The sequence below is a fragment of the Neobacillus ginsengisoli genome (assembly GCF_030813055.1).
In genome coordinates this window covers 99,805-124,790 of sequence record NZ_JAUSTW010000006.1, presented here as the reverse complement: position 1 = coordinate 124,790, position 24,986 = coordinate 99,805, and the positions used below count along the sequence as shown (strand labels likewise).

Here is a 24,986-nt window from a genome sequence, read left to right as displayed (position 1 = left end):
ATGAGGTTATTTATTGTACAAAAAAGGATAGAAAAAGTATTTTGTTTGGTCTTATCTATCCTTTTTAATGTAAGACATTATATTTATGTTTTTGAGGAACTCACTTATAATCTTAAATTTAAAATAACATTTTTAAGTATGCTCTTTTGAATGGTTATTTGAAGCAATTACTGTAATCTCCTTTAATCAGTTAACATACTTTGTAGGTTGTAAGTTTCAAATTCCCAAATCTTATTTTTGATACGTTCTAAACATATTTGAATGTTCGTCTCTTTATTATAGTTAGCAGGATCATCACAAGCAGTTGATTCGGTAATAATAAAACCATTTTGGAGCTTAACAGCTACCAGTGTACATTTACCAAACAGTTCGAAAATTTCCATTTGTGATTTTTCTAAAATCGTATCTATATCCTTTTGTGTTAACTTCTTATTCAACACTTTGGTCTTTTCTTTTTCATTTGCTGCAACTGAGTACACTGTTGCCTCAAATGCCATTTCAAAGGCATGCTGTGTTGTTTCGATTATTTTATTGGTTCCTAAATCTCTTAATTTCACCATCCCATTAGGTGTATACTCCAACAATTCCACTTTATTACCCGGTATTCCTATTACTTGAAAAAATCTCATCTTCCACTCCCCCATTAACTATTCTTTATTTTAGAAACCCAACACGTAAATAGTTTATTCATTAAATATTTATGCTATGAAACTTATTCAATATATGAAAGCATACATAACAAAAAAAGGACGGGTCATTTAAGAACCGCCCTTTTCAGTCAAACATTTGATTAATAATTTTTACTTTCCAAATCATCTCTTTTTTATATTGAATAGTCCTCCGGTATAAACACCCGCAGCTGTTTTGGTTTCACAAACACATCCTCACCGGGTTTCAAATGTAAACTGTGATAGCGTTCCTTCGTTAACTCTGCTTCTAAAAATTCACCTGTATCTTTGCGGATCAATTCCAGCTGAACGGAAGCTCCCACAAAATGAATATGACTAATTTTAGCAGAAACAGCATTCACACTTGTCTGGCGCTCGATACTGATATCATGAGGACGGACATAACCAACTGCTTCTCTATTTTCCGCTCCCGCAAACTCCGTTGCATCCACTTCAAAATTGCCCTGTTTTAATTTCCCATTATGCAGGCGGCCTTTAAATAAATTTACATTTCCTAAAAATTGATAGACAAACGGACTTTTAGGAAATTCATATACTTCCTCCGGGGTGCCGATTTGTTCAATCCTTCCATCATTCATGACGACAATCCGATCAGCAACATCCAGTGCTTCCTCCTGATCATGAGTAACAAAAATGCTGGTAATCTGATAATCATCATGGAGCTTACGTAACCATCTGCGAAGATCTTTTCGAACTTTTGCATCTAAGGCCCCGAACGGTTCATCTAATAAAAGCACCTTCGGTTCAACCGCTAATGCTCTTGCCAGCGCAACCCGTTGCCGCTGCCCTCCGGACAAATGGAAGGGATAACGATGGGCAAAAGCCTCCAGTTTCACTAGCTTAAGCAATTCATTTACCTTCTCCTCAATTTCCTGTTTCGAAGGGCGCGTTTTTCTAGGCCTCACTTTTAATCCATAGGCGATATTTTCAAACACCGTCATATGCCGAAACAAGGCATAATGCTGAAACACAAAGCCGACTTTACGCTCCTTTGTGTTAATATGAGTCATATCCTTCTCTCCAAACAGGATGGATCCCTGATTCGCCGCTTCCAATCCCGCAATAATCCTTAAAAGTGATGTTTTCCCGGACCCGGACGGTCCAAGAAGGGCGATGAGTTCACCTGTTTGAATATCAATTGTAATATTATCAAGCGCATTAAAGGTACCGAACGATTTTGAGATATTTTGAATTTTAATGCTCATCTTACACTTCTCCTCCAAAGGACTTTTTGGCTTTCCACTCAACTAAATTTTTCACAATTAACGTGATGATCGCGAGCAATGACATTAACGAAGCAACGGCAAAGGCCGCGGAAAATTGATATTCATTGTATAAAATTTCAATATGAAGCGGCATTGTGTTCGTTACCCCGCGAATATGACCTGATACCACCGACACGGCACCAAATTCTCCAATCGCTCGGGCACTGCACAAAATCATTCCATACAATAGGCCCCATTTAATATTCGGCAAGGTCACCAATAGAAACGTCTTCCACCCGCTCGCCCCCAACGTCAATGACGCCTCTTCATCTGCTGTCCCTTGTGTCTGCATTAACGGAATCAGCTCTCGGGCAACAAATGGCAATGTCACCAAAAGTGTCGCCAGGACAATCCCGGGTACGGCGAAGATAATTCTTAGATTATGGTCCAACAGCCATTGTCCAAACAAACCGTGGGAACTGAATAATAAGACAAATACCAATCCCGCAATTACTGGCGAGATGGCAAATGGAAGGTCAATAACCGTAATCAAGAGATTCTTTCCCTTAAATTGAAACTTGGTAACCGCCCAGGCTGCTGCAATCCCAAATACCGCATTCAGAGGAACCGTAATTAGAGCAACTAAAAAGGTTAACTTGATCGCTGATAAAGCGTCGGGATTGCTGATGGCAGATAGAAAAACTTCGCCGCCCTTTTCAAACGCTTTGATAAAAATGGCCACAAGCGGCAGCACCAAAAATAAACCTAAAAATGCTAGGGCAAGAATAATAAGTATCCAGCGCACCAGTCGCGGTTCAGAAGGTTTGACCGTGGTTTGGAGCTGTGTATTGGAATATTGCAAAGAAACACTTCCAGCCATAATGACACCTCATAAAATTTTTTTGTTAGTCCACCATTGTAATAGATTAATAATGAATAACAGGATAAACGAAAATATAAGCATAACCGCTGCAATCGCCGTAGCTCCGGCATAATCGTATTGTTCAAGCTTTGTCATGATTAACAGCGGGGTAATTTCTGTACGCATCGGCATATTTCCTGCGATAAACACAACCGACCCATATTCCCCAAGAGCCCGGGCAAATGCAAGCGCAAATCCTGTCAGAGCTGCGGGAAGCAATTCAGGCAGAATAACTTTTACAAATGTCTGCATCCGGTTAGCTCCTAAACTAGCAGAAGCTTCTTCTATTTCGTGATCCAGGCTTTGCAATACAGGCTGAACTGTTCGAACCACAAACGGCAAGCCGATAAACGTTAAGGCAAGTGTGATGCCAAGAGGTGTATAGGCGACTTTGAAGCTGAGGAACTTGCCAATCCAGCCATTTTGCGTATACAAGGTGGTTAAGGCAATACCCGCAATCGCTGTAGGTAAAGCAAACGGCAAATCTACTAGTCCGTCGATGATGCGGCTGCCTAGAAACCGATAGCGAACCAAAACCCAGGCGATTAACACCCCAAAAATCACATTGATGAGTGCGGCGGTGAAGGAAGCGCCAAAGCTAAGCCGATAGGAGGCCACCACTCTAGGGTCAGAAATGGTACTCCAAATTTTTGACCATTCAACGGTGAAAGAATTTAAAAAAATCATCGATAATGGCAGAATAACCAGGATACTAATGTAAAACATCGTAAATCCAAGCGATAATCCAAAACCCGGTAGGACGCTATTTTTCTTTAAACTTTGGAATCGAGCCATGGAGTTGACTCCTTTCGTATGAGCTGTTTAGATTTGCGGATAAAATGCCCCTATTTCGGCTGATAAATTTGATCAAAGGTTCCGCCATCATTAAAATGCTTCTCCTGGGCTTTTTTCCAGCCGCCGAAATAGTCATCAATCGTCACTAAATTCATTTTTGGAAATTGATCTTGATACTTTGCCAGAATCGTTTGATTTCGCGGGCGGTAATAATTTTTTGCGATAATTTCCTGCCCTTCATCTGAATAAAGATAATTTAGATAGGCTTCTGCTACCTTTCTGGTACCTTTTTTATCCACATTTTTATCAACAACGGCTACCGGAGGTTCCGCCAGAATACTAAGGGAAGGAATCACAATTTCAAATTTGTCCTTTCCTAATTCATTAAGCGTCAAGTAGGCTTCGTTCTCCCAAGCAATTAAGACATCTCCAATTCCCCGTTCGACAAAGGTAGTCGTAGCACCACGTGCTCCTGAATCTAATACCGCGACATTTTTATATAATTGACTCATAAATGAGTTAATTTCTTTTTCACTGCCTTTATATTTTTCTTGCGCATAAGCCCAAGCCGCCAGGTAATTCCATCTTGCTCCTCCTGATGTCTTAGGGTTTGGAGTGATAACGGAAACGCCTTTTTTGGTTAAATCATCCCAATCCTTAATGCCCTTTGGGTTTCCTTTTCTAACGAGAAAAACAATCGTCGAAGTATAGGGAGTCGAATTATCCTTCAGCTTTGTCTGCCAGTCCTTCGCAAGCAGGTTCCCTTTGTTTGCGATCTCATCGATATCATTGGCGAGTGCTAATGTCACAACATCGGCTTGAAGGCCGTCAATGACCGCACGTCCTTGGCTTCCCGAACCGCCATGCGACTGTTTAACCGTAACAGGCTGGCCTGTTTTACCTTCCCAATATTTAGAAAATGCCTTATTGAACTGTGAATAGAGCTCCCTGGTTGGGTCGTATGATACATTCAATAATTCAACCGAGGTTTTCTTTTCTGTAGTTTTTTGGCTTGTTACTCCCTTATTACTGCTGCAGGCTGCGAGGAGAACGGTCAATAAGATTAAAACAAGTGTAAATTTGAATAGATTTTTTTGATTTTTCAACATTTTATTTCCCCCTTTTTTATATACAAAAAGGCTGCTTATTTTTTTGAAGCATGCGGAAGAGCTTTGCCCGAATTTAACCAAATCGCAAATCAATACGATTGAAGATTCAATGAACAAGCTCTTTTCACATTCAAAAAATAAGCAGCCTTCAGTACGACTGATCGGCTATTTTTGGTTAAGTAAAAAAGTTCCGGTGTTGTCACCTAATTTTTATGAAGAGGTTTTTTAGCCCCGAAACGGGTTTTCTCTGTTTTATCAATTTGCGTGATAGTACCATCATGAACCGTAATGATGACAGAACCGTACTCCATATTTTTTAGAGTCGATAAAATGAAATTCACTTTCGCTTGATCAACTACCGCCATTTAATCATCTCCCAATTTTTAAATTCTTAATATCTTATAAGATTACTAGGTTTTTATGATGAAAAATTTTCACTGTGCAACAATGCGGACTGCACTTATTAAGAGGATGGGTCATACTGACCAGGCTCCTTTCGACTAAAAAAGGCTTATACTCACGTTAGTGAGTATAAGCCTTTGGTTATCCAATCAGCTAATTATTAAATATTTTACTAGGCTTCCGTATCGTAATTGGGAATCCTTTAAATTATTTACATTTTATTCTGACTTTTCCTACGTGTCAAGTAGGTTTTTTAATTTTCTTGAAAAGGTTCTTTTAATAATCTATCTTTTTAAAAATTAAAAATTTTACCTAAAGCTTTCATTGATTCCGGGCTGCACATGGTAGCAAAATGATTCCGGAGATCCTTTTTCGCCTCATCCGGATCAATTATAGATTGATTAATAGCATGATTTTTTGCCCAATGTTCCATTGTTTCAAAGGACGTACTGCTCCAGCCGTTCTTCTCGCCTGATTCGTTTGTTTTCTCCTTGGTACCTGACACCACAATATCCATGGATTCTTGTAATTCTAACAGGGCGTTATCAAATGCTTTTTTCTTTTCTTTATCCTTCATCCCTGCTTTAACTCTTAATACTCTAGTGTCAATTCCTTCTTCCTCACAGATAAGCGAAAACAATTCCAAAGCCTCTCTTGAAACCAATCCATCCTGATATCGCTCCTTCACCGAGCGCTTGGAACCTACTATTGCTCTGATTATAGGAAGCAGATCGGCAGAAATTAGAACCGATTTTTTCTTTACGAATTTGCCGTATGCAGCAGCTCCATCCACCGGAAATTGCGCACGCCACATCCAAGGGTCGAATTCCGAGCCCGTATGCCACTGCTCCTTCGACGTAATGCTATCAAGTGAAGGATAGTTGGGGATTAAAGAGGAGAGCGGAAGAAAACCGACTTCCTTAATCACATTTATTGCTTCATCATAGCTACTAATCTTATATTCCTTCAATTCAACCATACCAACCATTCTCCTTTAAACTAAATCGCTTTAAATCACCGGGATACTGTAACCCGGCGATTTAAAGCATGAAATGCTACACTTTTTCGCCATTTTCCAATACCCTAGGAGCCCGCTTAAAAAGCGGCACGAGGGCAAGAACACCGATAAATAATAACAGTGCCGAGGTTTCATACATTGCTAGAAGCGAAAAGGATTGTTTCAGCCAGCCGCTGGCACTCATGCTGATGACCATCGTCCCCATAAACAACGGGTTTAAAATACCGTTGACCCTGCCAATAAAGGCTTCTTCTGTGTTCTGCAAAATCATCGTATTGATGCCGATGTGTATACAAGGCATAAACAATCCGCTGATAAATTGTGCTATTAAGGTGATCCATAGTTGATCTGATAGCCCCACCACAATCAACCCGACAGCATTGACGGCCATACCAACTGCTAACAGAATTTGCGGAGGTGTTTTTTTCGCCAGACCTATCGTAAGACCGCCTCCCAAAATCATCCCGATTCCAAAAGCAGCCATCAGCCACTGCAGTTGCTCTTTCGGTAACTCTAATCGCTCGGTAATAATGAAAACCGCAAGCGGCTGGGTTAGCCCCAATGCCAAACCTGCAGCGGCAAAACAGCCGCCAAGCAATGTCAGCGCCCTGCTGTTCCAAACATAGCTGAATCCGGCTTTCATTTCCTGCATCAGGGTTGTTTTCACCTGACTATCCTCGATTTCCCGGTCAGGAGGCAGCATAAATAAAATAGCTGCCGAAAGCATAAAGGCAATTCCCATGATGGCAATGGCTGCACTAATGCCATAATGCTGATAAATAAAGGTTCCGATAATTGGACCAAGAATCATAAATACAGCAAATAATGTTTGATACATTGACATACCGAGCTGAATCAATTCTTCTTTTACATGAAGCTTGAACAGTTTCATGCCCGATGGCTGTGAAAACTGCGAAAGAATCGATGAAACAAGTGTCGCGAAGAAAATAACCTTCCAGTTTCCAAACAATAGTGTAATCAATACGACAAAAATCGAAACTCCACTAAGGAAATCACACCAAATCATCGTTCGTCTCGGGCGCCACCTGTCCGCAAATGTCCCACCGATAAATGAGAATAGAAAAATCGGGGCAAATTCGGCAACAGAAATAAGCGAAACTGCTACGGGATTTTCATGTGTTTGTTCAATCACGTATAACAGAATTGAGTAATTTCGCACCCATATGCCAATTTGGAGAAAAAATGCTGACAGCAAGATGGTGCGGATCACCGGATTACGGAACAATGCCCCCATGTTAATTTCTGAATTTGTGTTCGTCATAAAAAAACCTCCTTATCCATCATTCTGGACAGGAGGCAGGCAAAAGAATCACAAAAAGGTAAAATGCACCAAATTTTCTGTAAATTCTTTTATATTAAAAAAGCCCGCACTAATCCTATCCAGAAATATGTTCGTTTTTAATACGAATTTTTTTCTAAAAATAGGATTAGTAGTTCATTGGCTTAATGGTCACCCTTTCAAAGCTTCGTCTTTTCATCTTACTTTATTTAATTTCAAGTTTCAAGGAAATTTTATCATTTATGGAAAAATTAAGTTTATTTATTTGTGGAGTTATTGTCGGATAAACTGGGTTTACTGGCGGATAGCTGCTTTCACTTTAAGGTGAAGCATACTTAGACTTTATTATCCAAGAACTGAAACCACTAATCGACCATAAGTATCGAACTCTCGAAACCAATACCTCAATGGCGGGAATTTCATTAGGCGGGCTCATTACTACGTATGCCGCTTGCCGCTATCCGCAGATTTTTTCCAGAGTGGCGATTTTGTCTCCTGCGTTTTATCGCAACCAGGAGGATATTGAGAAGCTATTAAGAAATTCCGATCTATCATCAATCGAACGATTTTATATGGATTGCGGTACGAGGGAAGCCGGTGAAGAAGAGCGAATCAGTGAGGCGTTCCTCAACTCCAGTAAAGCCATCTATGAAATTTTAAGTGAAAAAGCGATCAATACGAGATTTGAGATTTTAAACGATTACGAACACGACTATTTATTTTTTAGAAAAAGAATCCCTGAAATCGTTTCCTATTTATTTACTGAAAGCAATGCAATTCATTAGATTGCATTGCTTTTTTTTTCCAAAGCATTTATTCTATGATTTTGATAATATCCTGGTCGAAGCTTTCAACACCTTTTGTAAACGTGAGTTTCGTCTTAAAACGATACGATATTTTTTCCGAAGAAGCAGGAACTGAACGAGGCAGCTGAAAAGTAAACTCAACTTTATTCGATTCCTCAGGATCAATACGAGTCGTTAACAAAATAGTAGTCGTATCAATTACTTCTTCTTTCTTCTTCACTTTGTCGATTAAGACCAATTCACATTCAATTTGTTTGATTTGTTGTTCAATCGTCCCGCCTTTGATCAAAAAATATCCTTGAACAGATTCACCAGGCCTGTATGTTAGCTTTTGAAGGATAAGATCAATTTGTGCTGACCCAATTCCTAAAAGAGACAAATATTTTCTAAGTATCAATGGGTAACCTCCTAGTTAAACTTTTCTACTGATTTAACATTTATATGGCTTAACATTTATTTCATCCCTGTACTTTTTGATTTTTTTTAGCTAAAGGAAAATAGGCCCACAAAAAACCCTTTACCGGTGTTCGATAAAAGGTTTAATAAATATAAAAGCCTAGTAACGCCTACCGCATGTAATCGATGTTTTCATTTTCATGAATCGATACATTAAAGCTGCATTCCTACCTTTTTGTGTTTGGGGATTCATTTTCCTGCGAAGGCATTCCATAAATTCGTAATCACAGCTGCATGGTGCATTCCCTCTGCTAAGGCAGAGATCATGCATCTGGCAACAAGCATCAACATCATTAATTGGAGCACCCGGTCCGCTGCATCCCGGACCACACCATCGGTATCCAGGGAAAATACAGATAGGGATCGATTTTCTTCTTCGCACTACCCAACACTCCTCCTAAACAATTCTTACTATATAAATATGAACTATGTAGGAAAGTGAATTGGTAATATACCCATGCTTGTACATTAAAATAGAAAATCACAAAACCAACTTCCATCAATTTGGAAATCCAAAGAATAAGGCCTTTCGTATGGGGTAATTTAAATTAAAAAGGAAAAATTTATGATAGGACTTATCATTGCAATTATCGTATTTAACTTAATTGCTTTTAAGACAAACAAAATACCTACAACGAACCAAATTGTTCATATTTGGTCATTTACAATTGCTTTCCAGACGGTCTTTGATGTGTTTGTAGAATTCAAATACCATGGATAGTGGTATTTTGCCAAAGAAGCGGATTGTGTTAGGTTATTATAAATGGATTTGCAAACTGGAAAAGAAGGCGGTATGCTAGAAGACCATTTCACCGGGGTTTACTTATACGTTTAATTAGTTTAAAAAAATCGTAGGATTACCCTACGATTTTTCATGATTGAAAGATTTCTTGTAATGTCTCATCCTCATCCAAAAATTGCAGTGCTTTCTTCCGATATGTCTCATCATGCAAATAAGTGTATCGGTTCGGTTTAATTGTCGGAGCCATTTCAATGGCTTGACTGTATTCTTCTTTATTTAAGCTCAGATCTTTCACATAATCAAAAAAGCCCGTTCTCGTAAAAATTTTTGTCATTCGTTCGGCACGATGCTGTTGAATATTTGCGATTATGTAGGTAGCGATACCGACTTGAATTCCGTGCATTTGCGGATGCTTAGAAATTTTATCCAGCGCATGGGAAATCAGGTGCTCTGAGCCGCTTATGGGAGAGCTGTTCCCGCTTATAACAGTCGAGATACCGCCAAGCGTAAGCGAACTGATGAGCTCTTTTAGGAAAATAGGGTCTTTTATATTTGTCATAGGTGTCCGAATAAAGCTATTTACTGCTTTTTTACTGAGCATATAGGCGAAATGATTCACTCGAGTCACCTCATGCTTTTCCTCAAACTCCCAATCATAAAGAGCGGTGATGTTGGACATCAAATCACCGATGCCTGCCAAAATAAATCGATCAGGCACATGTCGGATGATTTCGAGGTCGGCAATAATTCCATATGGAACCCTAGCCGGAACCGTTGTTTTCTTTTTATTAACAATTAGGGAGCAATTGCTGCTGGCAAAACCATCATTGGATGCTGAAGTCGGTATGCTAAGAAAAGGACTCCTTCGTGAAAAGGCAATATATTTTCCGTAATCGATTACCATTCCGCCTCCCATGCTAATCACAACATCAAATCGCTCCATCTCAAAAGCTTTTTTGATCAACTCTTGGATATCCATATCAGGCGGCATCAACAGGGAAGTAATTTTAGTTGCGGAAATCGAGTCTATTATGACTTGTTGATACGTTTGATAGGTGAAATCATCAAACAGGAAAACAGCATTTAAGAAGCCGTTTTGCTTTAATATCCTATCCAGGTTAAAAACAGTACCTTCACCAATTTCCAAAATTGCAGGAATTGGAATACTTGTAACAGGAGTCATCACGTGTGCATTACCCCTTCTTCAACCAAATAATTTTCAACCTCTTTAAAATCATTTACGGCAATAAACGGTAGCTTTTGTTCACGCAACAACTCCTGTAAACCGTTCTTAGCAAAAGTAACATCAGCAACTTTTGCAGGGTGCGAGTCCGGTTCGCTATCCCCGATAAAATATACAGTTTCATACTCTTCCTTCAATTTTTGAATCACCTTGGTTTTGTCAATTCCGTACCGTTCGGAATAATGCCACTGGTTTTTATCGATGTTCATATGGACATTTTTTTCACGGTAGTAGCCTTCGTTTGAAAAAACCTTTACGTTTTCAACGCCGTACTTTTTTAAAAGATGATAAATATAATAGTCCGTTCCGGCGCTTAAGATGTAAAAATCGGCGCCATTCTTTTGTACCTTCTTAATAAAATCGGGTACATACTCATCAATTGGGATGGATAACGTATCCTCAATAATCCTTTCTTCCTCCTGATTGATGGACTTGAAAACAGTGCCTAAGAAGTCAATATCCATCATCTCCCCGGATTTCCATTTTTTAAAAAGCTCACGACCGGCAGGGAAGTACTTGTCCATCATGATGATATAGAAATCCTGTTTCGAAATAGTTCCGTCAAAATCGGAAACAAACGCCCATTTTTTCACCTATTAATCCTCCATGATATAAGTTATTTATTATATTTTGCCCGGAAAAGCACAAAAAAACTTCCTCTGAAATCGTAAGATATTAGAAGGATTAACCAACATATTTCCTTTGGAGAAAATCCAAACTAAAAACTGCTGCTCATTCACTACAAAGGGAGTTGGTTTATTTGAAATGGCATATGAAGCTTTTATCCATGATCCAAAAAAGAGAAGATAAAAAAATAGCCCTAGCAGTTGATACCTCTACAGCCGAAGTAAAATCCGATCTCATTAACAACATTGTGAAATTATTCGAAACTGTTAAACCCGATACCATTCTCGTTCAAGCAGACTTTAAAATACGAAGCATCACCCCAGTAAAAGCCAATACCATCAAATATTATACACACGGAAAATCTTCCTATACCGATGTACTTGAATGGGCCAAAAATGAACAGATTGATACTCTATTCTATATTACGGATGTAACCGGTTATATATATGAGGAAATTAAAAATGTCGATTATGAACTTTACTGGTTAGTTCCGGATGAGTACCTTCCTAAAGTACCGTTTGGAAAAGCGATAAAGGTAGCGTAACAGCAAAACCCTAAAGCCGGATAGTTTCAAAAAACCGTCTGAATTTCAGACGGTTTAAGATTTATAAAACCAATATTTCTACACACGCGGTTCTTTACGGGCAACTCCTGTTTGATTTGCTGCTTTAACAACCGCTTCGCGGACACGTTTTACAACCTTATCGTTGAACACACTCGGGATAATATACGATTCACTCAGCTCCTCGTCCGTGACGACGGAGGCAATCGCTTTAGCTGCCGCTACTTTCATTTCCTCATTAATTTCCCTTGCGCGGCAATCGAGCGCACCGCGAAAAATCCCTGGAAAACAGAGAACATTATTGATTTGATTTGGAAAATCGGATCGGCCGGTCGCTAACACTCTTACGTATGGCTCGGCGATTTCAGGGTAATGTGTGTACTTGTACCTGTTCCTGTTGACACGTGGATCTCCTCCTGATGTTTTTAAAAATTTCTAACGTTACTCCTTGGGTGGATAGGGGATTGTAAAAATAAATCTTGTTCCTTCTCCGGCTCTCGTTTGAAGCTCCATTTCACCATGCAGTTTTTCCAGGCTTCGTTTGACGAGGAATAAACCGATTCCTCGATTGGTTCCCTTGGTAGAAAATCCTTTCGTAAATACTTTATCTACGATTTCTTCCTCTATACCTTGACCATTATCAGCTACTTCCAATAAAAGTTCAATATCATCATATTCGAAATGGACCGACAGCCTTTTGGTCTCCTGCTCTGTAAGAGCTTCCAAAGCGTTATCCAGCAAATTTCCAATAATCGTGATTAATTCGTGAGTCAATTCAGGTCTGTTTGGTTCAGGCAGAACACCTTCTCCTGTAAAAGAAAGTTCTGCACCGAATTCTCTGGCGTAGCTCATTTTTCCGAGAATGAATCCCGCTAAAACCGGGTCCTTTAGTTTGCTTACAATATACCCGACCTCATTCTGAAGATGCTCTGAAATCCGGTTAATATAATCGTCCAGCTTTTCATAACGCTGTAAGTGAACCAGACCAAGAATTACATGAAGTTTATTCATGAACTCATGGGACTGTGCCCTTAATGCTTCCGCATAGAGCTTCACACCGGTAAGCTCTTCCGCTAACTGGTTCATTTCAGTTTTATCACGAAACGTGGTAATCGCTCCAACAATTTGACTTCCCACACTGATTGGCAGGTGATTCGCCAGTAAGGTAATACCTGATAAATCAATTTCTTCGTTTATTCCGGGACTGCCTGTTTTCAGCACGTTTTTTAAATGAAGATGCGGTATGTATTCCTCCACTGAGTGCCCAACCGGATTGTCCTTGATCCCCGCTTCTTCAAATAGCCGTAGGGCTTCATTATTAATCAGCGTTATGCGGGCATCCTGGTCGACTGCTAAAATTCCTTCCTTCGTCGACTGCAGCATCGCGCTTCGCTCTTCAAGTAATTTTCCAATCTCAAAGGGTTCAAGTCCAAACATACTTCTTTTAATTTTTCGTGCTAAAATGATAGCCCCTATCACCCCTACTAATACTCCGAAAATAGCTGCAAAATAGATGACCATTTTGCTGTTTCTTACGTCTTCTTTTACATTAGCCAGTGAAATTCCGACCGCGACTGCGCCAATCTGTTTACCGCTCGCTGTACGGATTGGTGTAAATGCACGTAAAGAGTACCCTAATGTACCTTTCGCGGTGGATATATGTTCATGACCATGAAGCACAGGACCCTCATCTCCCCCAACAAACCTTTGGCCAATTTGGTTCGTATTAGGATGTGATTTCCGAATCCCCTTCATATTCATGACCACGATGAATTCGACATTCGTTATCTTGGTCATATCACCGGCATATTTTTGAATGTCAATCTCGCTTCGCTTTCCGCTCAGGGCATCCACTACAATAGGAGAATTTGCGGTCATCCTGGCAATATTTAATGCTTTTTCTTCCTGGTTTTTTTGTGTAGTATTCCCAACTTCTTCGCTGATGAGCAGATCCGTTACAAATAATGCCAAGGCCACAACGCTGCAAACCAGTAAGGTAATGGTTGTTTGTAGACTAAACAGAGGCTTTTTCTTCCGCACAGGTTTCCCCTCTTTCATGATGTATTTTGGGATGGATTATAACCTGTACTTATTGATTGGCCTGCCAACGGAGCCATATTGAACGTCCATGACGATATCTCCCTTTTTCTCCAAGTACTCTAAATAGCGGCGGACCGTTACCCGCGCTAATCCTGTGCCGGTAGCAACTTCTTCAGAAGACAGCGGTATCTCTTGCCCTGCTAAAAATTGCAAAATTTGCTGCAAGGTGCGGTCGTTTAACCCTTTTGGCAGAAGCTCCTCAACTAATACTTCGGATTGATATGGCCGGATTCCTTTGATGGCATCTAAATCCGCTTGATCTAATGGCCTATTCTCCTTGAACTTTCTTAATGTATAGCGGTACTGTTCCAACGCTGTTTGAAATCGGTCAAATCGGAAAGGCTTGACGATATAATCGACAACCCCTGCCCGAAAGATTTCCCGTATATGCTCCGGATCCCTATTGGCCGTTAGTAGAATAACATCCATTGGGTAATTATTTGTCCGAATTTCCTGCAATAGGGAAAGTCCATTCGTGTCAGGCAAAAAATAATCGAGTAGAACGAGATCAGGTCGAATATCTTTTAATAACGAGATCGCCTCTTTGCCATTGAATGCTTTTCCTGCTAACTCAAAGCCCGACAGCTTGGATACAAATTCTGCGTTAATCTCCATGACCATTGGATCATCCTCTACGATCATTACACGGATTGGCTGCATGAATGCTCTCCTTTTAATACTTTTTCTTTCATTATAGATTACTTAATTTCCAATTATCAAAGAAACAGCCACGGAACCCGTGGCTGCTAATGATTATGTTTACCGCTTGCTACGCAGTTTTTCCAATAGCCTTGTCAATTTCCACATTTTCATCGAACTCATTTTCCATTTTCGATACTACCACTGTCGCTACACCATTGCCAATTAGGTTGGTTAGCGCACGGGCAGTCGACATGAAGCGGTCAACACCCAGTAGCAAGGCAATTCCTTCCACCGGTACACTCGGGAATGCGGCCAAAGTCGCAGCCAAGGTGACAAATCCTGAACCTGTTACACCTGCTGCCCCCTTAGAGGTAAGCATCAAAACACCAAGCAATGTTACTTCCTGTCCAAAGCTCAAGTTTACCCCAAAGGCCTGAGCAATGAACAGCGCTGCCATCGATAGATAAATGGACGTTCCATCAAGATTAAAGGAGTAGCCCGTAGGAATAACAAGACCAACAACAGACTTGGAGCAGCCGTAGTTCTCAAGCTTTTCAACCATTTTTGGCAGAGCCGATTCAGATGATGATGTACCAAGAACTAAAAAGATTTCGTCTTTGATATAACTGATAAACTTGAAGATGTTGAATCGGTAGAATTTTGCAATCGCTCCTAGAACGACCACGATAAATACGACCATCGCGAATACAGTTAAACCAAACAATTTTCCAAGCGATACAAGTGAACCAATTCCAAATTGACCGATTGTATAGGAGATTGCACCAAATGCCGCAATTGGAGAGTAATACATAATAATGTTAACAATCCGAAAGAAGGTATCCGATAGTTTTTCAAATATCTCAATTACGGATTTCCCTCGTTCGCCTAGGCCGGATAACGCAATTCCAAAAAGTATTGCCAAGAAAAGAATCGGCAGCAACTGGCCGCCTGCTAAAGCTCCCATAAAGTTATCAGGGATGATTCCCATAATAAAATCCATGACGCCATGACTTCCCTGTGCTGCTGCTTTTGTAAATTGGCTTATGTCACCCTTCGCGCTATGTGCATTCACTCCTGCTCCAGGCTTGAACACGGTCGCAAACAGAATTCCAATAGCCAAGGAGATAGTGGAAACGATTTCAAAATAGAGAATCGCTCTTCCGCCAATTCTTCCAACTTTCTTCATATCCCCCATGCCGGCAATTCCGACAACGATAGTTAAGAAGATAATCGGCGCAATGACCATCTTGATCATTTTAACAAAGATATCAGATAAAACCTTCAAATCCGCTCCTGCTTTCGGAAACAAGGCACCAAAGATAATTCCTAAAACAATGGCAATCAAAACCTGTGATGTTAGACTCTTAAAATTGATCTTCATTCAACCATTCCCCCTAAATTATTCATTCAATAAATTTGTAAACACTTACAATACAGGGTATCTGAAAGCGATACAACCTGTTTATCACCTAACCGTAGTATATAAATTTTACAAATAGTCTGACAATATTTTGGTTATATCGTTCTTTTTGGTGATTTTGGTCACAGCAAAAAGAAATGTAACGAAACATAACATTATTGTGTAATCGAGGTGCCAGGCACCAAAAAATCAGAGGGGGCTAGCCCCCTCTGATTCTCTAATAAAAATCCCCCTTATAGAATCACGATTACATCTTCATTAAGGATTTCCGTTTCATAGGTTTTGACACAGCCGATATCAGGTGCTTGAACCTTTCCATCTAGTAAATTGATTTTCCAATCATGCATCGGGCAGTAGACATGCTCGCCGCTAATCATCCCTTCCGCCAAGACGCCCCCTTTATGAGGACACCGATTTTCAATGGCTCGAATTTCTCCATTGGCAAGACGGAAAAGAGCAAGCTCCAGCGATCCGATTTTTACAGTTTTACCTAAATTTTTTGGCAGTTCATTTATAGTTGCCACTTTTATTCGATAACGGATCATTTCCACATCCATTCCCCCTAATTAGAATTTGGCAGGCACCTTGGCAGTCTTAAAGAGTTCCCTTTGAATGTCGTCACTATCAATAGCCTCCTGCCACGGATCTTTTAAGACAGACAATGCTTCATCTATACGTTCATTCAATTCTTGGCGGGTCTCCTTGTTTTCTAAGACTGATTTAATATGATCCAATCCCATTCGGTCCACCCATTTAGAGGTACGTTCTAAATAATTTGCTGTTTCACGGTAATACTGCAGATAGGCCCCTGTCATCTCGAGAACATCCTCCTCGGTTTTCACTTTCCAAAGAAGATCTCCCGCCCGTAAATGCGTCCCGCCGTTTCCGCCGACATAAAGTTCCCATGCACCGTCGACGCCAACCACACCCAGGTCTTTAATACCTGATTCAGCACAGTTTCTTGGACAGGCAGAAACTGCCATTTTTACTTTATGCGGCGTGCTTAACCGTTCAAATTTCTTTTCCAACCTAATTCCCATACTGATTGAATCCTGCGTACCAAAACGGCAGAAATTTTCACCGACACAGGTTTTAACCGTACGAAGCGATTTTCCGTAGGCATATCCTGACGGCATGTCAAGGTCAGCCCAAATGCCTGGAAGGTCTTCCTTCTTCACCCCTAGTAAATCAATCCGCTGGCCGCCTGTAAGTTTAATTAATGGAACATTGTATTTTTCAGCAACAGCGGCAATCTTTCGTAATTCCGATGCATCCGTCACACCTCCGTACATCCTTGGTACAACGGAATATGTTCCGTCCTTTTGGATATTGGCATGAAGCCGTTCATTCACAAAGCGTGATTCCCGTTCATCTTGATAATGGAGGGGATCGAGCATTCCTAAATAGTAATTCAGTGCAGGCCTGCATTTTGAACAGCCATCTGTTGTTTCCCAGCCAAGGACATTCATGACTTCCCTCGTATGGGTTAAGCCTTTTTCACGAATTTCTTGAACGACCTCATCCCTTGTTAATTCGGTACAGCTGCAGATTGACTCTTTTTGATCTGTCCTGTTAAACTTGGCTCCTAATGAATACTCAAGTAAATCTGTAACAAGCGATTTACACCCGCCGCATGACCTTGAAGCATTCGTACAGCCTTTCACTTGTTCAACCGTCGTTAATCCTTGTGACTGAATAGCGTTAACAATGACTCCTTTTGTTACTCCGTTACAGCCGCAAATGATTTCTTCGCCTGACATTGTTGCTGTAATGCAGCCCCTGGTTTGTTCACTTTCGTTTTTGTCGGTATACGCGGAAATATCGGCCCCTTTTTTTATTAGGCTCAGTAAGCGATTCCCCTCACTTGTGTCCCCAAATAGAACCGAGCCGATGATCTTCCCATTTTGAATAAGGATTTTTTTGTAAATCCTGCGATAATCATCAAAGACCTTCATGGTTTTTGTGCGGTCATCCTCGAAGATTTGTCCTGCGGAAAACACATCCACCCCTGACACCTTTAATTGCGTGGAAACCGTTGATCCTACGTATGGAGTTTCCTCTATTCCGCAAAGCTTATTTGCTAATACCTTCCCTTGTTCATAAAGAGGTGCAACTAAGCCATAAACCATTTCTCTGTGCTCGGCGCATTCGCCGACGGCATAAATATTGGCCATTTCCGTCTCCATATAGTCATTTACAAGGATACCGCGATTAACAGGAATACCGCTTTCTTTCGCCAGATGGACGTTCGGCTTAATCCCTACCGCCATAACGATTAGGTCTGCTTGAATTACTTCCCCATCACTAAAGCGAAGTCCCTCAACCCGCTCCCCGCCGATAATCTCTTTTGTTTGTTTTTCCAGTAGAAAGTTCATTCCCTGCTGTTCAAGTTCCTTTTGAAGAAGTTGGCCGGCTGTTCTATCCAGCTGCCTTTCCATCAAGTAATCCCCGATATGAATCACATCAACCTTCATACCAAGATTCAACAGGCCTCTTCCCGCCTCTAAACCTAATAAACCGCCGCCAATTACAGCTGCCTTCTTATATATTTTTGAATATTCAATTATTTCTTTACAGTCTTTGATATCACGAAATGCAGTTACCCCTTTTTTATCTGCTCCCGGAATCGGCAGCATAAACGGTAATGACCCGGTAGCAAGAATTAACTTGTCATAGTTTACTTTTCGCTCTTTACTAGTAAAAACGAATTGTCCAACCGGATCAATTTTGACAACCGTCTCTCCCGGGTATAACAGGATCCCATTTTCTTCATACCAGTTCCAGTCATTGATGGTAATATCCTTAATCGAAGTATCCCCCTGCAAAACCTTTGATAATTGTATTCGATTATAGTTTGGATGGGGCTCACTTCCAAAGATCGTGATATCAAAACGATCCGGTTTCAACTTTAAAATTTCCTCTATACAGCGAACACCCGCCATGCCATTCCCAACTAGCACTAATTTCTCCTTTGCCACTTTTGACCGTCGCCTCCAATGGTTTAGCCATATTAATATTAATAACATGGTAATTTTATTTATCTGTTGGTTCAACATTCATGTAACAAAACCTCACATAGAATTGTTCTCGAGGTGCCTGTCACCTCATCGCATAAAAGAAAAGGCGCCAACCCCACTTTGGGGGCTGGCGCCTTTTCTTTTATGCGACTTTTTCTTCTGGTTTGTCTTTGAGTTTATGTCCTTCCCATTTGGTAATAACAATAGCGGCAAGAGAGTTTCCGACGATGTTAACACATGTACGTGCCATATCAAGGATACGGTCAATACCCGCGATAAAGGCAAGTCCTTCCACCGGAATACCCACGCTTCCTAATGTTGCAAGAAGAACAACAAACGATACACCCGGAACTCCGGCAATCCCTTTTGAAGTGAGCATTAAGACAAATACCAATGTGATTTGGTGCCCGATACTCAAATGAATTCCATACATTTGTGCAATAAAAAGTGCAGCTATCGCTTGATATAATGTCGATCCATCAAGGTTAAAGGAATACCCCGTTGGAATAACAAAGGATGTAATCGCCTTTGGACAGCCGAGTTTCTCCATTTTTTCCATGATTTTTGGAAGGACGGTTTCTGAGCTCGCTGTTGAATACCCCAACAATAATTCGTCTTTTAAATACTTGATAAGTTTAAAAATGTTATACCCGGCAATTTTCGCAACTATTCCGAGCACTACAAGAATAAAGAAGATCATTGCTCCATATACCACAAGAACCAGTTTACCTAGCGGAATTAACGAAGATAATCCAAATTTAGATACGGTGACTCCAATTAATGCAAAAACACCAAACGGTGCTACCTTCATAATCTGGTTGGTTACATGGAACATCGCATCTGCTGTTCCTCTAAAGAAATTGAGAATCGGCGTTCCTTTCTCTCCGATAGCCGCTATTCCTAGGCCAAACATAACGGAGAAGAAAATGATCGCTAACATATCCCCATTTGCTAAAGACTGAATGATATTCGTCGGAACAATATTTACAACTGTGTCAATCATCGAATGGGACTCTGTTGTTTTAGCGGTAGTTGCATAGGTACTAATGTCTGTTTTTGTTAAATGGGAACGATCGACTCCTGCTCCCGGCTGAAACACGTTTGCCGCCAAAAGCCCAACCACAATGGCAATTGTCGTGATGATTTCAAAATAAAGCAGGGTTTTTCCCCCAAGCTTTCCTAATGATTTGATATCCCCTACACCCGCTACACCAACGATCAAACTTGAAATAACGATTGGAACCACAATCATTTTAATTAAACGGATAAAAATATTCCCAATTGGATTCAGGTAATCTGCCAGATGCGGATTTCCGTAAAAACTAGCCCCGACAACAATACCAAGAGCCAATCCAATGAAAATTTGCCATGCCAAACTTATTTTTTTCATCATTCACACTCCCCTTCTTTTAATAAATTCTGTATTTGTAAATTGAAATTGTGACAAAAAATCAACTTACAATAATAAATCATTTGATACTATTTTATTTTTTGTTATACTAGTATATTTTAGTCCTTATTATCTATTTTCACAATATGAAAATATTCCTTATTTGAATATTGTGTTTTTAAATGCATAAAAGTGGCAGGGTCACTCCCCTGCCGCTATATTGTATTAGTTCATTAATTAAATTATTTAAATCAGTATACTAAACAGGAGACTTAACAAATAATAAAATGAGAAGAAACAGAAATTCTACTCCACTTAAGGGCCATTGAATGTTACCATCTAGAGGTACTTTTTTTATACCTTTGTTTGCTTTAGGCAAAAATTAATGAGCTTGGAGAATTTTCCAAGCTCTTTATTATAATTACATTACCATTTCTCCATTGTCATAGTTAAATTGCCAATGGATTCCAAACTTATCAGTTAATTGGCCGTAGCATTTGCTCCAGAATGTTTCTTGTAGTTCCATGCCTACAGTACCGCCTTCTTTGAGCTTATTAAATGAAGATTTTACCTCGTCCAGATTTTTACTAACAAATGAAAGATTAATGTTGTTCCCTTCAATAAAAGGCATGCCGGGAAATACATCCGAAAACATCACATTGCTTCCATCAATGTTAAGCCGTGTATGCATGATTAAATTTTTTGCTTCCTCCGGAAGAGGATATTCCGGGTTAGGCGGCGATTCTCCGAAAGTCATAAATTTTGGCTTTTCTGTTCCAAAGACCTGTGCGTAAAACTCAACTGCTTCACGGCAGTTTCCATTAAAATTCAGATAAACATCTACTGACATTTGCTTCACTCCTAAAATATATTGATAGCGCTTTCTTCAATAGTGAAAAAGTGCACCAAAACCTATTAATTAGGCCTTTTTGAGAAAATCCTCGAGCTGGTCAAAGGTTCCGCCAAATCCCGCTTTAATTCCTTCACGTGCTGCCTCGAAGGTTTTCTGCTCCTCCTCGGTTGCCGATAGAGGGCCACCCTGCATGGTAAGCTCGGATAGGGCTTCGTTTGTTACCTTGTTTTCGGTCATTTTATTTAATACCTCCAAAATCTAAAAACCTTTCTCACAGCCTAAATATACCGCATTAGCGAATAGTGTGCTAGCTACGGTCTGTCAACCTAAATAAGTATTTCCGATAGTAAGATAGTATAACCTTTCTTTCATTATTTTTCAGCAAGATTTAATTGCCAAGAAACGCCATATTTATCCTGTACCCACCCAAACTTTTCACTAAATGGAGATGCAGCTAACGGCATTAACACTTGTCCATCTTGAGATAGTTTCTCAAAAGCCCCGTCAATCTCTTCTACTGAAGCACATGTTACAAACAATGACATCGCAGGTGTAAAAGAATGTTCTTGCCCGCTGCTATTATCAATACACATGAAGCGTTGTCCTTTTAATGTAAAAACCGCGTGTAATACAGTTCCATTTTCATGATGAAAAACACTATTAATTTCTGAGTGATCAAATACAGAGGTGTAAAAATTCATTGCCTCTTCAGCCTTGCCGGAGAACATTAAAAACGTAGTAATTTTTTGATTCATAAGAGATCGACTCCTTTTTCAAATGTCTGTCTGACAAAATTTTCTTTTGGCAGTAATTCTCTGACAATACCAATAATACTATATAGGAAAATAATGTAATGAATTTATTTTAAGAATTTTGATCCTTTGCGGAAAAAAAATAAGGTTTGAAACAGAGGCTGCTATGAAGATTACGTTAATATTCCTCACATCATTAACAACTTACCTATTTTATCCACGGGAAGACATATACGGCATCATGACTTCTGCAAGTCCATGAAGGCTTAATGTATGCAGCCAAACGGTGCCTGCTCCTGTAAGTTTTACCAAAAACATTCCGTCCCCGCTAAGAAACATGTTTTTGAATCCTTTGAGCCGCTGCACTTCAAAAGATACACGAGAATCATAAGCAGCAAGATGTCCGGGATGAACCAAGATCGTTTCGCCCGTCGCCAGATACATTTCATTGACTTCCCCATCTACCGAAATGAACGCCAATCCACTTCCATCCAACTTGTTGTAAATCAGTCCGTTGCCGCCGAAAAAGCCTGTTAATCCCATATTTCCGACCACATTTAGTGACACAGATTCTTCTGCACATAAAAAGCTATGCCTCTGTACATGGACGGAATTGTAACGGTCCATTTGTAAAGGCACGATGTGACCGGGCATGCGCGTGCTGAACGAAACGTGACCCTCCCCATGAAGTGCTTTAAAATGATTTAACACGGCAGTATTCCCAGTGATGACGCGCTTGAAAACGCCTCCAATTCCACCTGTAAAATTGGTTTCAAGTTCAATGGTCGGAGACATGGAAAGAAGCGAACCTGCTTCACTGTAAATCGAATCTCCACGCTCCAACTGAAGTTGCAATGATTGCATCGTACTTCCTTTAATTTGATATTCCATGAACATGCCCCCAAATTAGATGATTTCCTTTTTATTAGCCTACTAATAAAAAACGGTATCGCACTTATCCAATATCGTGGCGTCTTTGTTGCCTATTTCTTTGTAATTCTCCTTGTTTCCAAATGTATTTTTGCATATATAAAGTCAAAACTTCCTTCATTGTTTTTCCGTTTTTTTCCACCGCATCCCGAAAATCATTTCTTATCGTTTCCGAAATTCCGATACTTAATCGAACGGTTTTTCCCTGTAATTTCTTTACCGTTCTTCTCCTTGTTATTTTCCTTGTGCGTATTTGTTGCATTTTTTATCCTCCCCTGCGATTTCTACGTTAATAACAACACCTTCAATAGGTCATTACAAAAAATTAAATATTATAAATATTCAATAGATACATTTGATTTTACCAACTGAAAGCGAATACATTAAAATAATATTTTTCGATAAAAATCGACAATTTTTGCGAAATCTGAAGACACTGAGAAGATTAAAGTGGTTGAGATATTTCAATGTTTATAAATTCCTCTTTATTAAAATTTACGATGTGAAGGAACCCTTTATGAACGTTCCATGGACCTTGATGAAGGCATCGCTTTTTCATGCTCATTAATCACCCAGCATGTATTAAATTGATTTTGCGTGTTATAAAGACTACAAGAATTTATATAATTGAACTAGATGTCTTTTGAGTATGAAAGGGGCTGAAGGTAATGTACAAAAATAAAAACACGGCTCTAATCATTTTTTTGACTCTCATCTTACTCATATTTCTTGTTGTAAATGGGTTACGACACATTACTGTTTACTTTGTATATAGTTCGGGATTAGGTCCATTTATCATGACAGTGGTAATCATATTGGCGATTATTTTTCTTATTTTTAGACTTTTTTAAGCAAGGCGGTCCATTATTTTAGTTAGAAAAGCAGTGAATTTCCATCTGTTACCGCATAAAAACTAATAATGATTATAGGAATTAATAAGAATAACTGAATAAAGACAAAAGGCTTAATTCAACCTTTTAAAATGTGCTTTCCTACTTTTTTTATAAACGAGCTCATAATTCCATTGTCATAAATACGCTATTTGGGTCCTCAATGTAATCTGAAAACGGCTTACAATATTGAAACCCGTAACTTGCATAAAGCCTTTTTGCAGGTTCGAAAGCATACATTGAGCCAGTTTCTAAACTTAGCCGTTGATAGCCGCGTTGCTTGGCTTCTTCAATTATGTGTTGAAGGAGACGCTTCGCCACACCCTTTCTTAAATGTGATGAAGAGGTTCGCATTGATTTTATCTCTCCATGTTGACCATCGAGTTCTTTAAGGGCCCCGCAACCAAGTAATTCACCTTGTTCCCATGCACTCCAGAATGTAATTTCCGGTTTTTTTAACCGCTCAAGGTTTAAGGCATGAATACTTTCGGGCGGGGAGTGTTTTGCCATACTCTGAAGATGTTCACCCACTAATTCAGCCACTTCAGATCCGGTTAAATCATCTAATTTTATTTCCATAAAAACCTTACTCCTCAGTCTCTAAAATGGTAATAATTCATAATGTTCTATTTTACCAAATTCAACTCCTGCTTCGTTAATTCAATTAAAAAAAGAGTTGCCGAAAAAGACAACCCTGACTGTTATACGCGGCTGCATTGAATACCTCCTATTATATTAGTAGTAAAAGGATTAAAGGGGCCATATTATGTATGCCTCCATAGCTTGCAATCAGTTTGGAAAGTGGGGCTAGCTGGTCTAGCAGTCACAAACTTTTGATCTTTAGTCACTTCCCATAATGCCGGAAAATCTTTGAGCATTCTCTTTTCAGGATCACTTATCGCCTAATGGGAAAGAAATTGTGCCGCCCTTGATCTTTTGTGGTTATCAGGATACGTTAGTTCTTCCTTCAATTGATCCCAAACTTCATAGGACCAATCTACTGCTTTTGCCGTTGCTGCTAAAATTTTTTTATAAGCTTCGTGCTGAACGTCTTTATCCTTAGATTCCAGATTTTCAAAGTACGACTGGATTATACTATCCATCTCAACATCTCCT

26 protein-coding genes and 2 pseudogenes are annotated in these 24,986 nt (G+C 39.7%); 2 read left to right on the top strand and 26 right to left on the bottom strand.

From position 1 onward, the window contains the following. Positions 1–182: 182 nt before the first annotated feature. The 8 genes from J2S10_RS18110 to J2S10_RS18075 all read right to left on the bottom strand — a co-directional run bounded on the left by J2S10_RS18110 (position 183) and on the right by J2S10_RS18075 (position 7,422). Positions 183–629: a Gp49 family protein gene (locus J2S10_RS18110; protein ID WP_307410344.1), complete on the bottom strand. Its 447-nt coding sequence runs from the start codon at positions 627–629 to the stop codon at positions 183–185. Between the two features lie 194 nt (positions 630–823). Further along, the gene (locus J2S10_RS18105; RefSeq protein ID WP_307410340.1) at positions 824–1,894 is read right to left on the bottom strand and encodes a sulfate/molybdate ABC transporter ATP-binding protein; all 1,071 of its coding nucleotides are present in this window, start codon (positions 1,892–1,894) and stop codon (positions 824–826) included. 1 nt (position 1,895) lies between these two features. Continuing rightward, entirely contained in the window at positions 1,896–2,774 is an 879-nt protein-coding gene (gene cysW / locus J2S10_RS18100; protein ID WP_307410338.1) for a sulfate ABC transporter permease subunit CysW, read from the bottom strand. Positions 2,775–2,783: 9 nt separating this feature from the next. Then, positions 2,784–3,611 carry a sulfate ABC transporter permease subunit CysT gene (gene cysT, locus J2S10_RS18095; RefSeq protein WP_307410336.1) on the bottom strand — a complete coding sequence of 276 codons (828 nt, stop codon included), beginning with the start codon at positions 3,609–3,611 and terminating at the stop codon, positions 2,784–2,786. A 50-nt stretch (positions 3,612–3,661) separates the two neighbouring features. Further along, entirely contained in the window at positions 3,662–4,720 is a 1,059-nt protein-coding gene (locus J2S10_RS18090; RefSeq protein ID WP_307410334.1) for a sulfate ABC transporter substrate-binding protein, read from the bottom strand. A gap of 203 nt (positions 4,721–4,923) precedes the next feature. Beyond that, positions 4,924–5,085 carry a YezD family protein gene (locus J2S10_RS18085; RefSeq protein WP_307410332.1) on the bottom strand — a complete coding sequence of 54 codons (162 nt, stop codon included), beginning with the start codon at positions 5,083–5,085 and terminating at the stop codon, positions 4,924–4,926. 329 nt (positions 5,086–5,414) lie between these two features. Next, positions 5,415–6,101: an AlkZ-related protein gene (locus tag J2S10_RS18080; RefSeq protein WP_307410330.1), complete on the bottom strand. Its 687-nt coding sequence runs from the start codon at positions 6,099–6,101 to the stop codon at positions 5,415–5,417. Between the two features lie 76 nt (positions 6,102–6,177). After that, positions 6,178–7,422 (bottom strand): MFS transporter, encoded by a 1,245-nt coding sequence (locus J2S10_RS18075; protein WP_307410328.1) that lies wholly within the window; start codon positions 7,420–7,422, stop codon positions 6,178–6,180. Positions 7,423–7,778: 356 nt separating this feature from the next. On the opposite strand from J2S10_RS18075, the pseudogene J2S10_RS18070 reads away from it, so the two are divergent. After that, a pseudogene (locus J2S10_RS18070) lies at positions 7,779–8,225 on the top strand (alpha/beta hydrolase); the annotation flags it as partial. Positions 8,226–8,253: 28 nt separating this feature from the next. On the opposite strand, the gene J2S10_RS18065 reads toward J2S10_RS18070, so the two are convergent. From J2S10_RS18065 to J2S10_RS18050, 4 genes are all read right to left on the bottom strand, one after another. Then, positions 8,254–8,643 carry a sporulation protein gene (locus tag J2S10_RS18065; RefSeq protein ID WP_307410326.1) on the bottom strand — a complete coding sequence of 130 codons (390 nt, stop codon included), beginning with the start codon at positions 8,641–8,643 and terminating at the stop codon, positions 8,254–8,256. Between the two features lie 159 nt (positions 8,644–8,802). Continuing rightward, complete coding sequence (locus tag J2S10_RS18060; RefSeq protein ID WP_307410323.1) at positions 8,803–9,084, bottom strand: phospholipase; 282 nt, start codon at positions 9,082–9,084, stop codon at positions 8,803–8,805. A 490-nt stretch (positions 9,085–9,574) separates the two neighbouring features. Then, positions 9,575–10,630 (bottom strand): iron-containing alcohol dehydrogenase family protein, encoded by a 1,056-nt coding sequence (locus J2S10_RS18055; RefSeq protein WP_370876234.1) that lies wholly within the window; start codon positions 10,628–10,630, stop codon positions 9,575–9,577. After that, positions 10,627–11,280, bottom strand: coding sequence for an MtnX-like HAD-IB family phosphatase (locus J2S10_RS18050; protein WP_307410321.1), 654 nt, complete (start codon positions 11,278–11,280; stop codon positions 10,627–10,629). Before J2S10_RS18050 ends, J2S10_RS18055 begins: the two co-directional genes overlap by 4 nt. Positions 11,281–11,447: 167 nt before the next feature. Here J2S10_RS18050 and J2S10_RS18045 point away from each other — a divergent pair, with 167 nt between their 5' ends. After that, on the top strand, positions 11,448–11,858 hold the full coding sequence (locus tag J2S10_RS18045) for a VWA-like domain-containing protein (RefSeq protein WP_307410319.1): 411 nt from the start codon (positions 11,448–11,450) through the stop codon (positions 11,856–11,858). A gap of 78 nt (positions 11,859–11,936) precedes the next feature. On the opposite strand, the pseudogene J2S10_RS18040 reads toward J2S10_RS18045, so the two are convergent. The 14 genes and pseudogenes from J2S10_RS18040 to J2S10_RS17975 form a co-directional block, all read right to left on the bottom strand. Beyond that, positions 11,937–12,245, bottom strand: a pseudogene (locus J2S10_RS18040) (malic enzyme-like NAD(P)-binding protein); the annotation flags it as partial. A 72-nt stretch (positions 12,246–12,317) separates the two neighbouring features. Continuing rightward, positions 12,318–13,916 carry a DcuS/MalK family sensor histidine kinase gene (gene dcuS / locus J2S10_RS18035; RefSeq protein WP_307410316.1) on the bottom strand — a complete coding sequence of 533 codons (1,599 nt, stop codon included), beginning with the start codon at positions 13,914–13,916 and terminating at the stop codon, positions 12,318–12,320. A 36-nt stretch (positions 13,917–13,952) separates the two neighbouring features. Next, positions 13,953–14,636, bottom strand: a complete 684-nt coding sequence (locus J2S10_RS18030) for a response regulator (protein WP_307410314.1) — start codon at positions 14,634–14,636, stop codon at positions 13,953–13,955. Positions 14,637–14,745: 109 nt separating this feature from the next. Next, complete coding sequence (gene dctA, locus J2S10_RS18025; protein WP_307410312.1) at positions 14,746–15,999, bottom strand: C4-dicarboxylate transporter DctA; 1,254 nt, start codon at positions 15,997–15,999, stop codon at positions 14,746–14,748. A gap of 272 nt (positions 16,000–16,271) precedes the next feature. Beyond that, on the bottom strand, positions 16,272–16,583 hold the full coding sequence (gene nirD, locus J2S10_RS18020; protein ID WP_370876243.1) for a nitrite reductase small subunit NirD: 312 nt from the start codon (positions 16,581–16,583) through the stop codon (positions 16,272–16,274). A gap of 21 nt (positions 16,584–16,604) precedes the next feature. Further along, the gene (gene nirB / locus J2S10_RS18015) at positions 16,605–19,016 is read right to left on the bottom strand and encodes a nitrite reductase large subunit NirB (RefSeq protein WP_307410308.1); all 2,412 of its coding nucleotides are present in this window, start codon (positions 19,014–19,016) and stop codon (positions 16,605–16,607) included. A 181-nt stretch (positions 19,017–19,197) separates the two neighbouring features. Next, positions 19,198–20,445, bottom strand: coding sequence for a cation:dicarboxylate symporter family transporter (locus J2S10_RS18010; RefSeq protein ID WP_307410938.1), 1,248 nt, complete (start codon positions 20,443–20,445; stop codon positions 19,198–19,200). A 421-nt stretch (positions 20,446–20,866) separates the two neighbouring features. Beyond that, complete coding sequence (locus J2S10_RS18005; RefSeq protein ID WP_307410306.1) at positions 20,867–21,295, bottom strand: VOC family protein; 429 nt, start codon at positions 21,293–21,295, stop codon at positions 20,867–20,869. Positions 21,296–21,364: 69 nt separating this feature from the next. Further along, positions 21,365–21,535 (bottom strand): hypothetical protein, encoded by a 171-nt coding sequence (locus J2S10_RS18000; RefSeq protein WP_307410304.1) that lies wholly within the window; start codon positions 21,533–21,535, stop codon positions 21,365–21,367. Positions 21,536–21,669: 134 nt separating this feature from the next. Then, positions 21,670–22,053, bottom strand: coding sequence for a VOC family protein (locus J2S10_RS17995; protein WP_307410302.1), 384 nt, complete (start codon positions 22,051–22,053; stop codon positions 21,670–21,672). Between the two features lie 210 nt (positions 22,054–22,263). Continuing rightward, positions 22,264–22,941, bottom strand: coding sequence for a TIGR00266 family protein (locus J2S10_RS17990; RefSeq protein ID WP_307410300.1), 678 nt, complete (start codon positions 22,939–22,941; stop codon positions 22,264–22,266). A gap of 64 nt (positions 22,942–23,005) precedes the next feature. Further along, positions 23,006–23,242, bottom strand: coding sequence for a hypothetical protein (locus J2S10_RS17985; RefSeq protein ID WP_307410298.1), 237 nt, complete (start codon positions 23,240–23,242; stop codon positions 23,006–23,008). Positions 23,243–23,993: 751 nt separating this feature from the next. Next, complete coding sequence (locus J2S10_RS17980) at positions 23,994–24,449, bottom strand: GNAT family N-acetyltransferase (RefSeq protein ID WP_307410296.1); 456 nt, start codon at positions 24,447–24,449, stop codon at positions 23,994–23,996. A gap of 323 nt (positions 24,450–24,772) precedes the next feature. Next, entirely contained in the window at positions 24,773–24,973 is a 201-nt protein-coding gene (locus tag J2S10_RS17975; protein ID WP_307410293.1) for a hypothetical protein, read from the bottom strand. Positions 24,974–24,986: the final 13 nt, after the last annotated feature.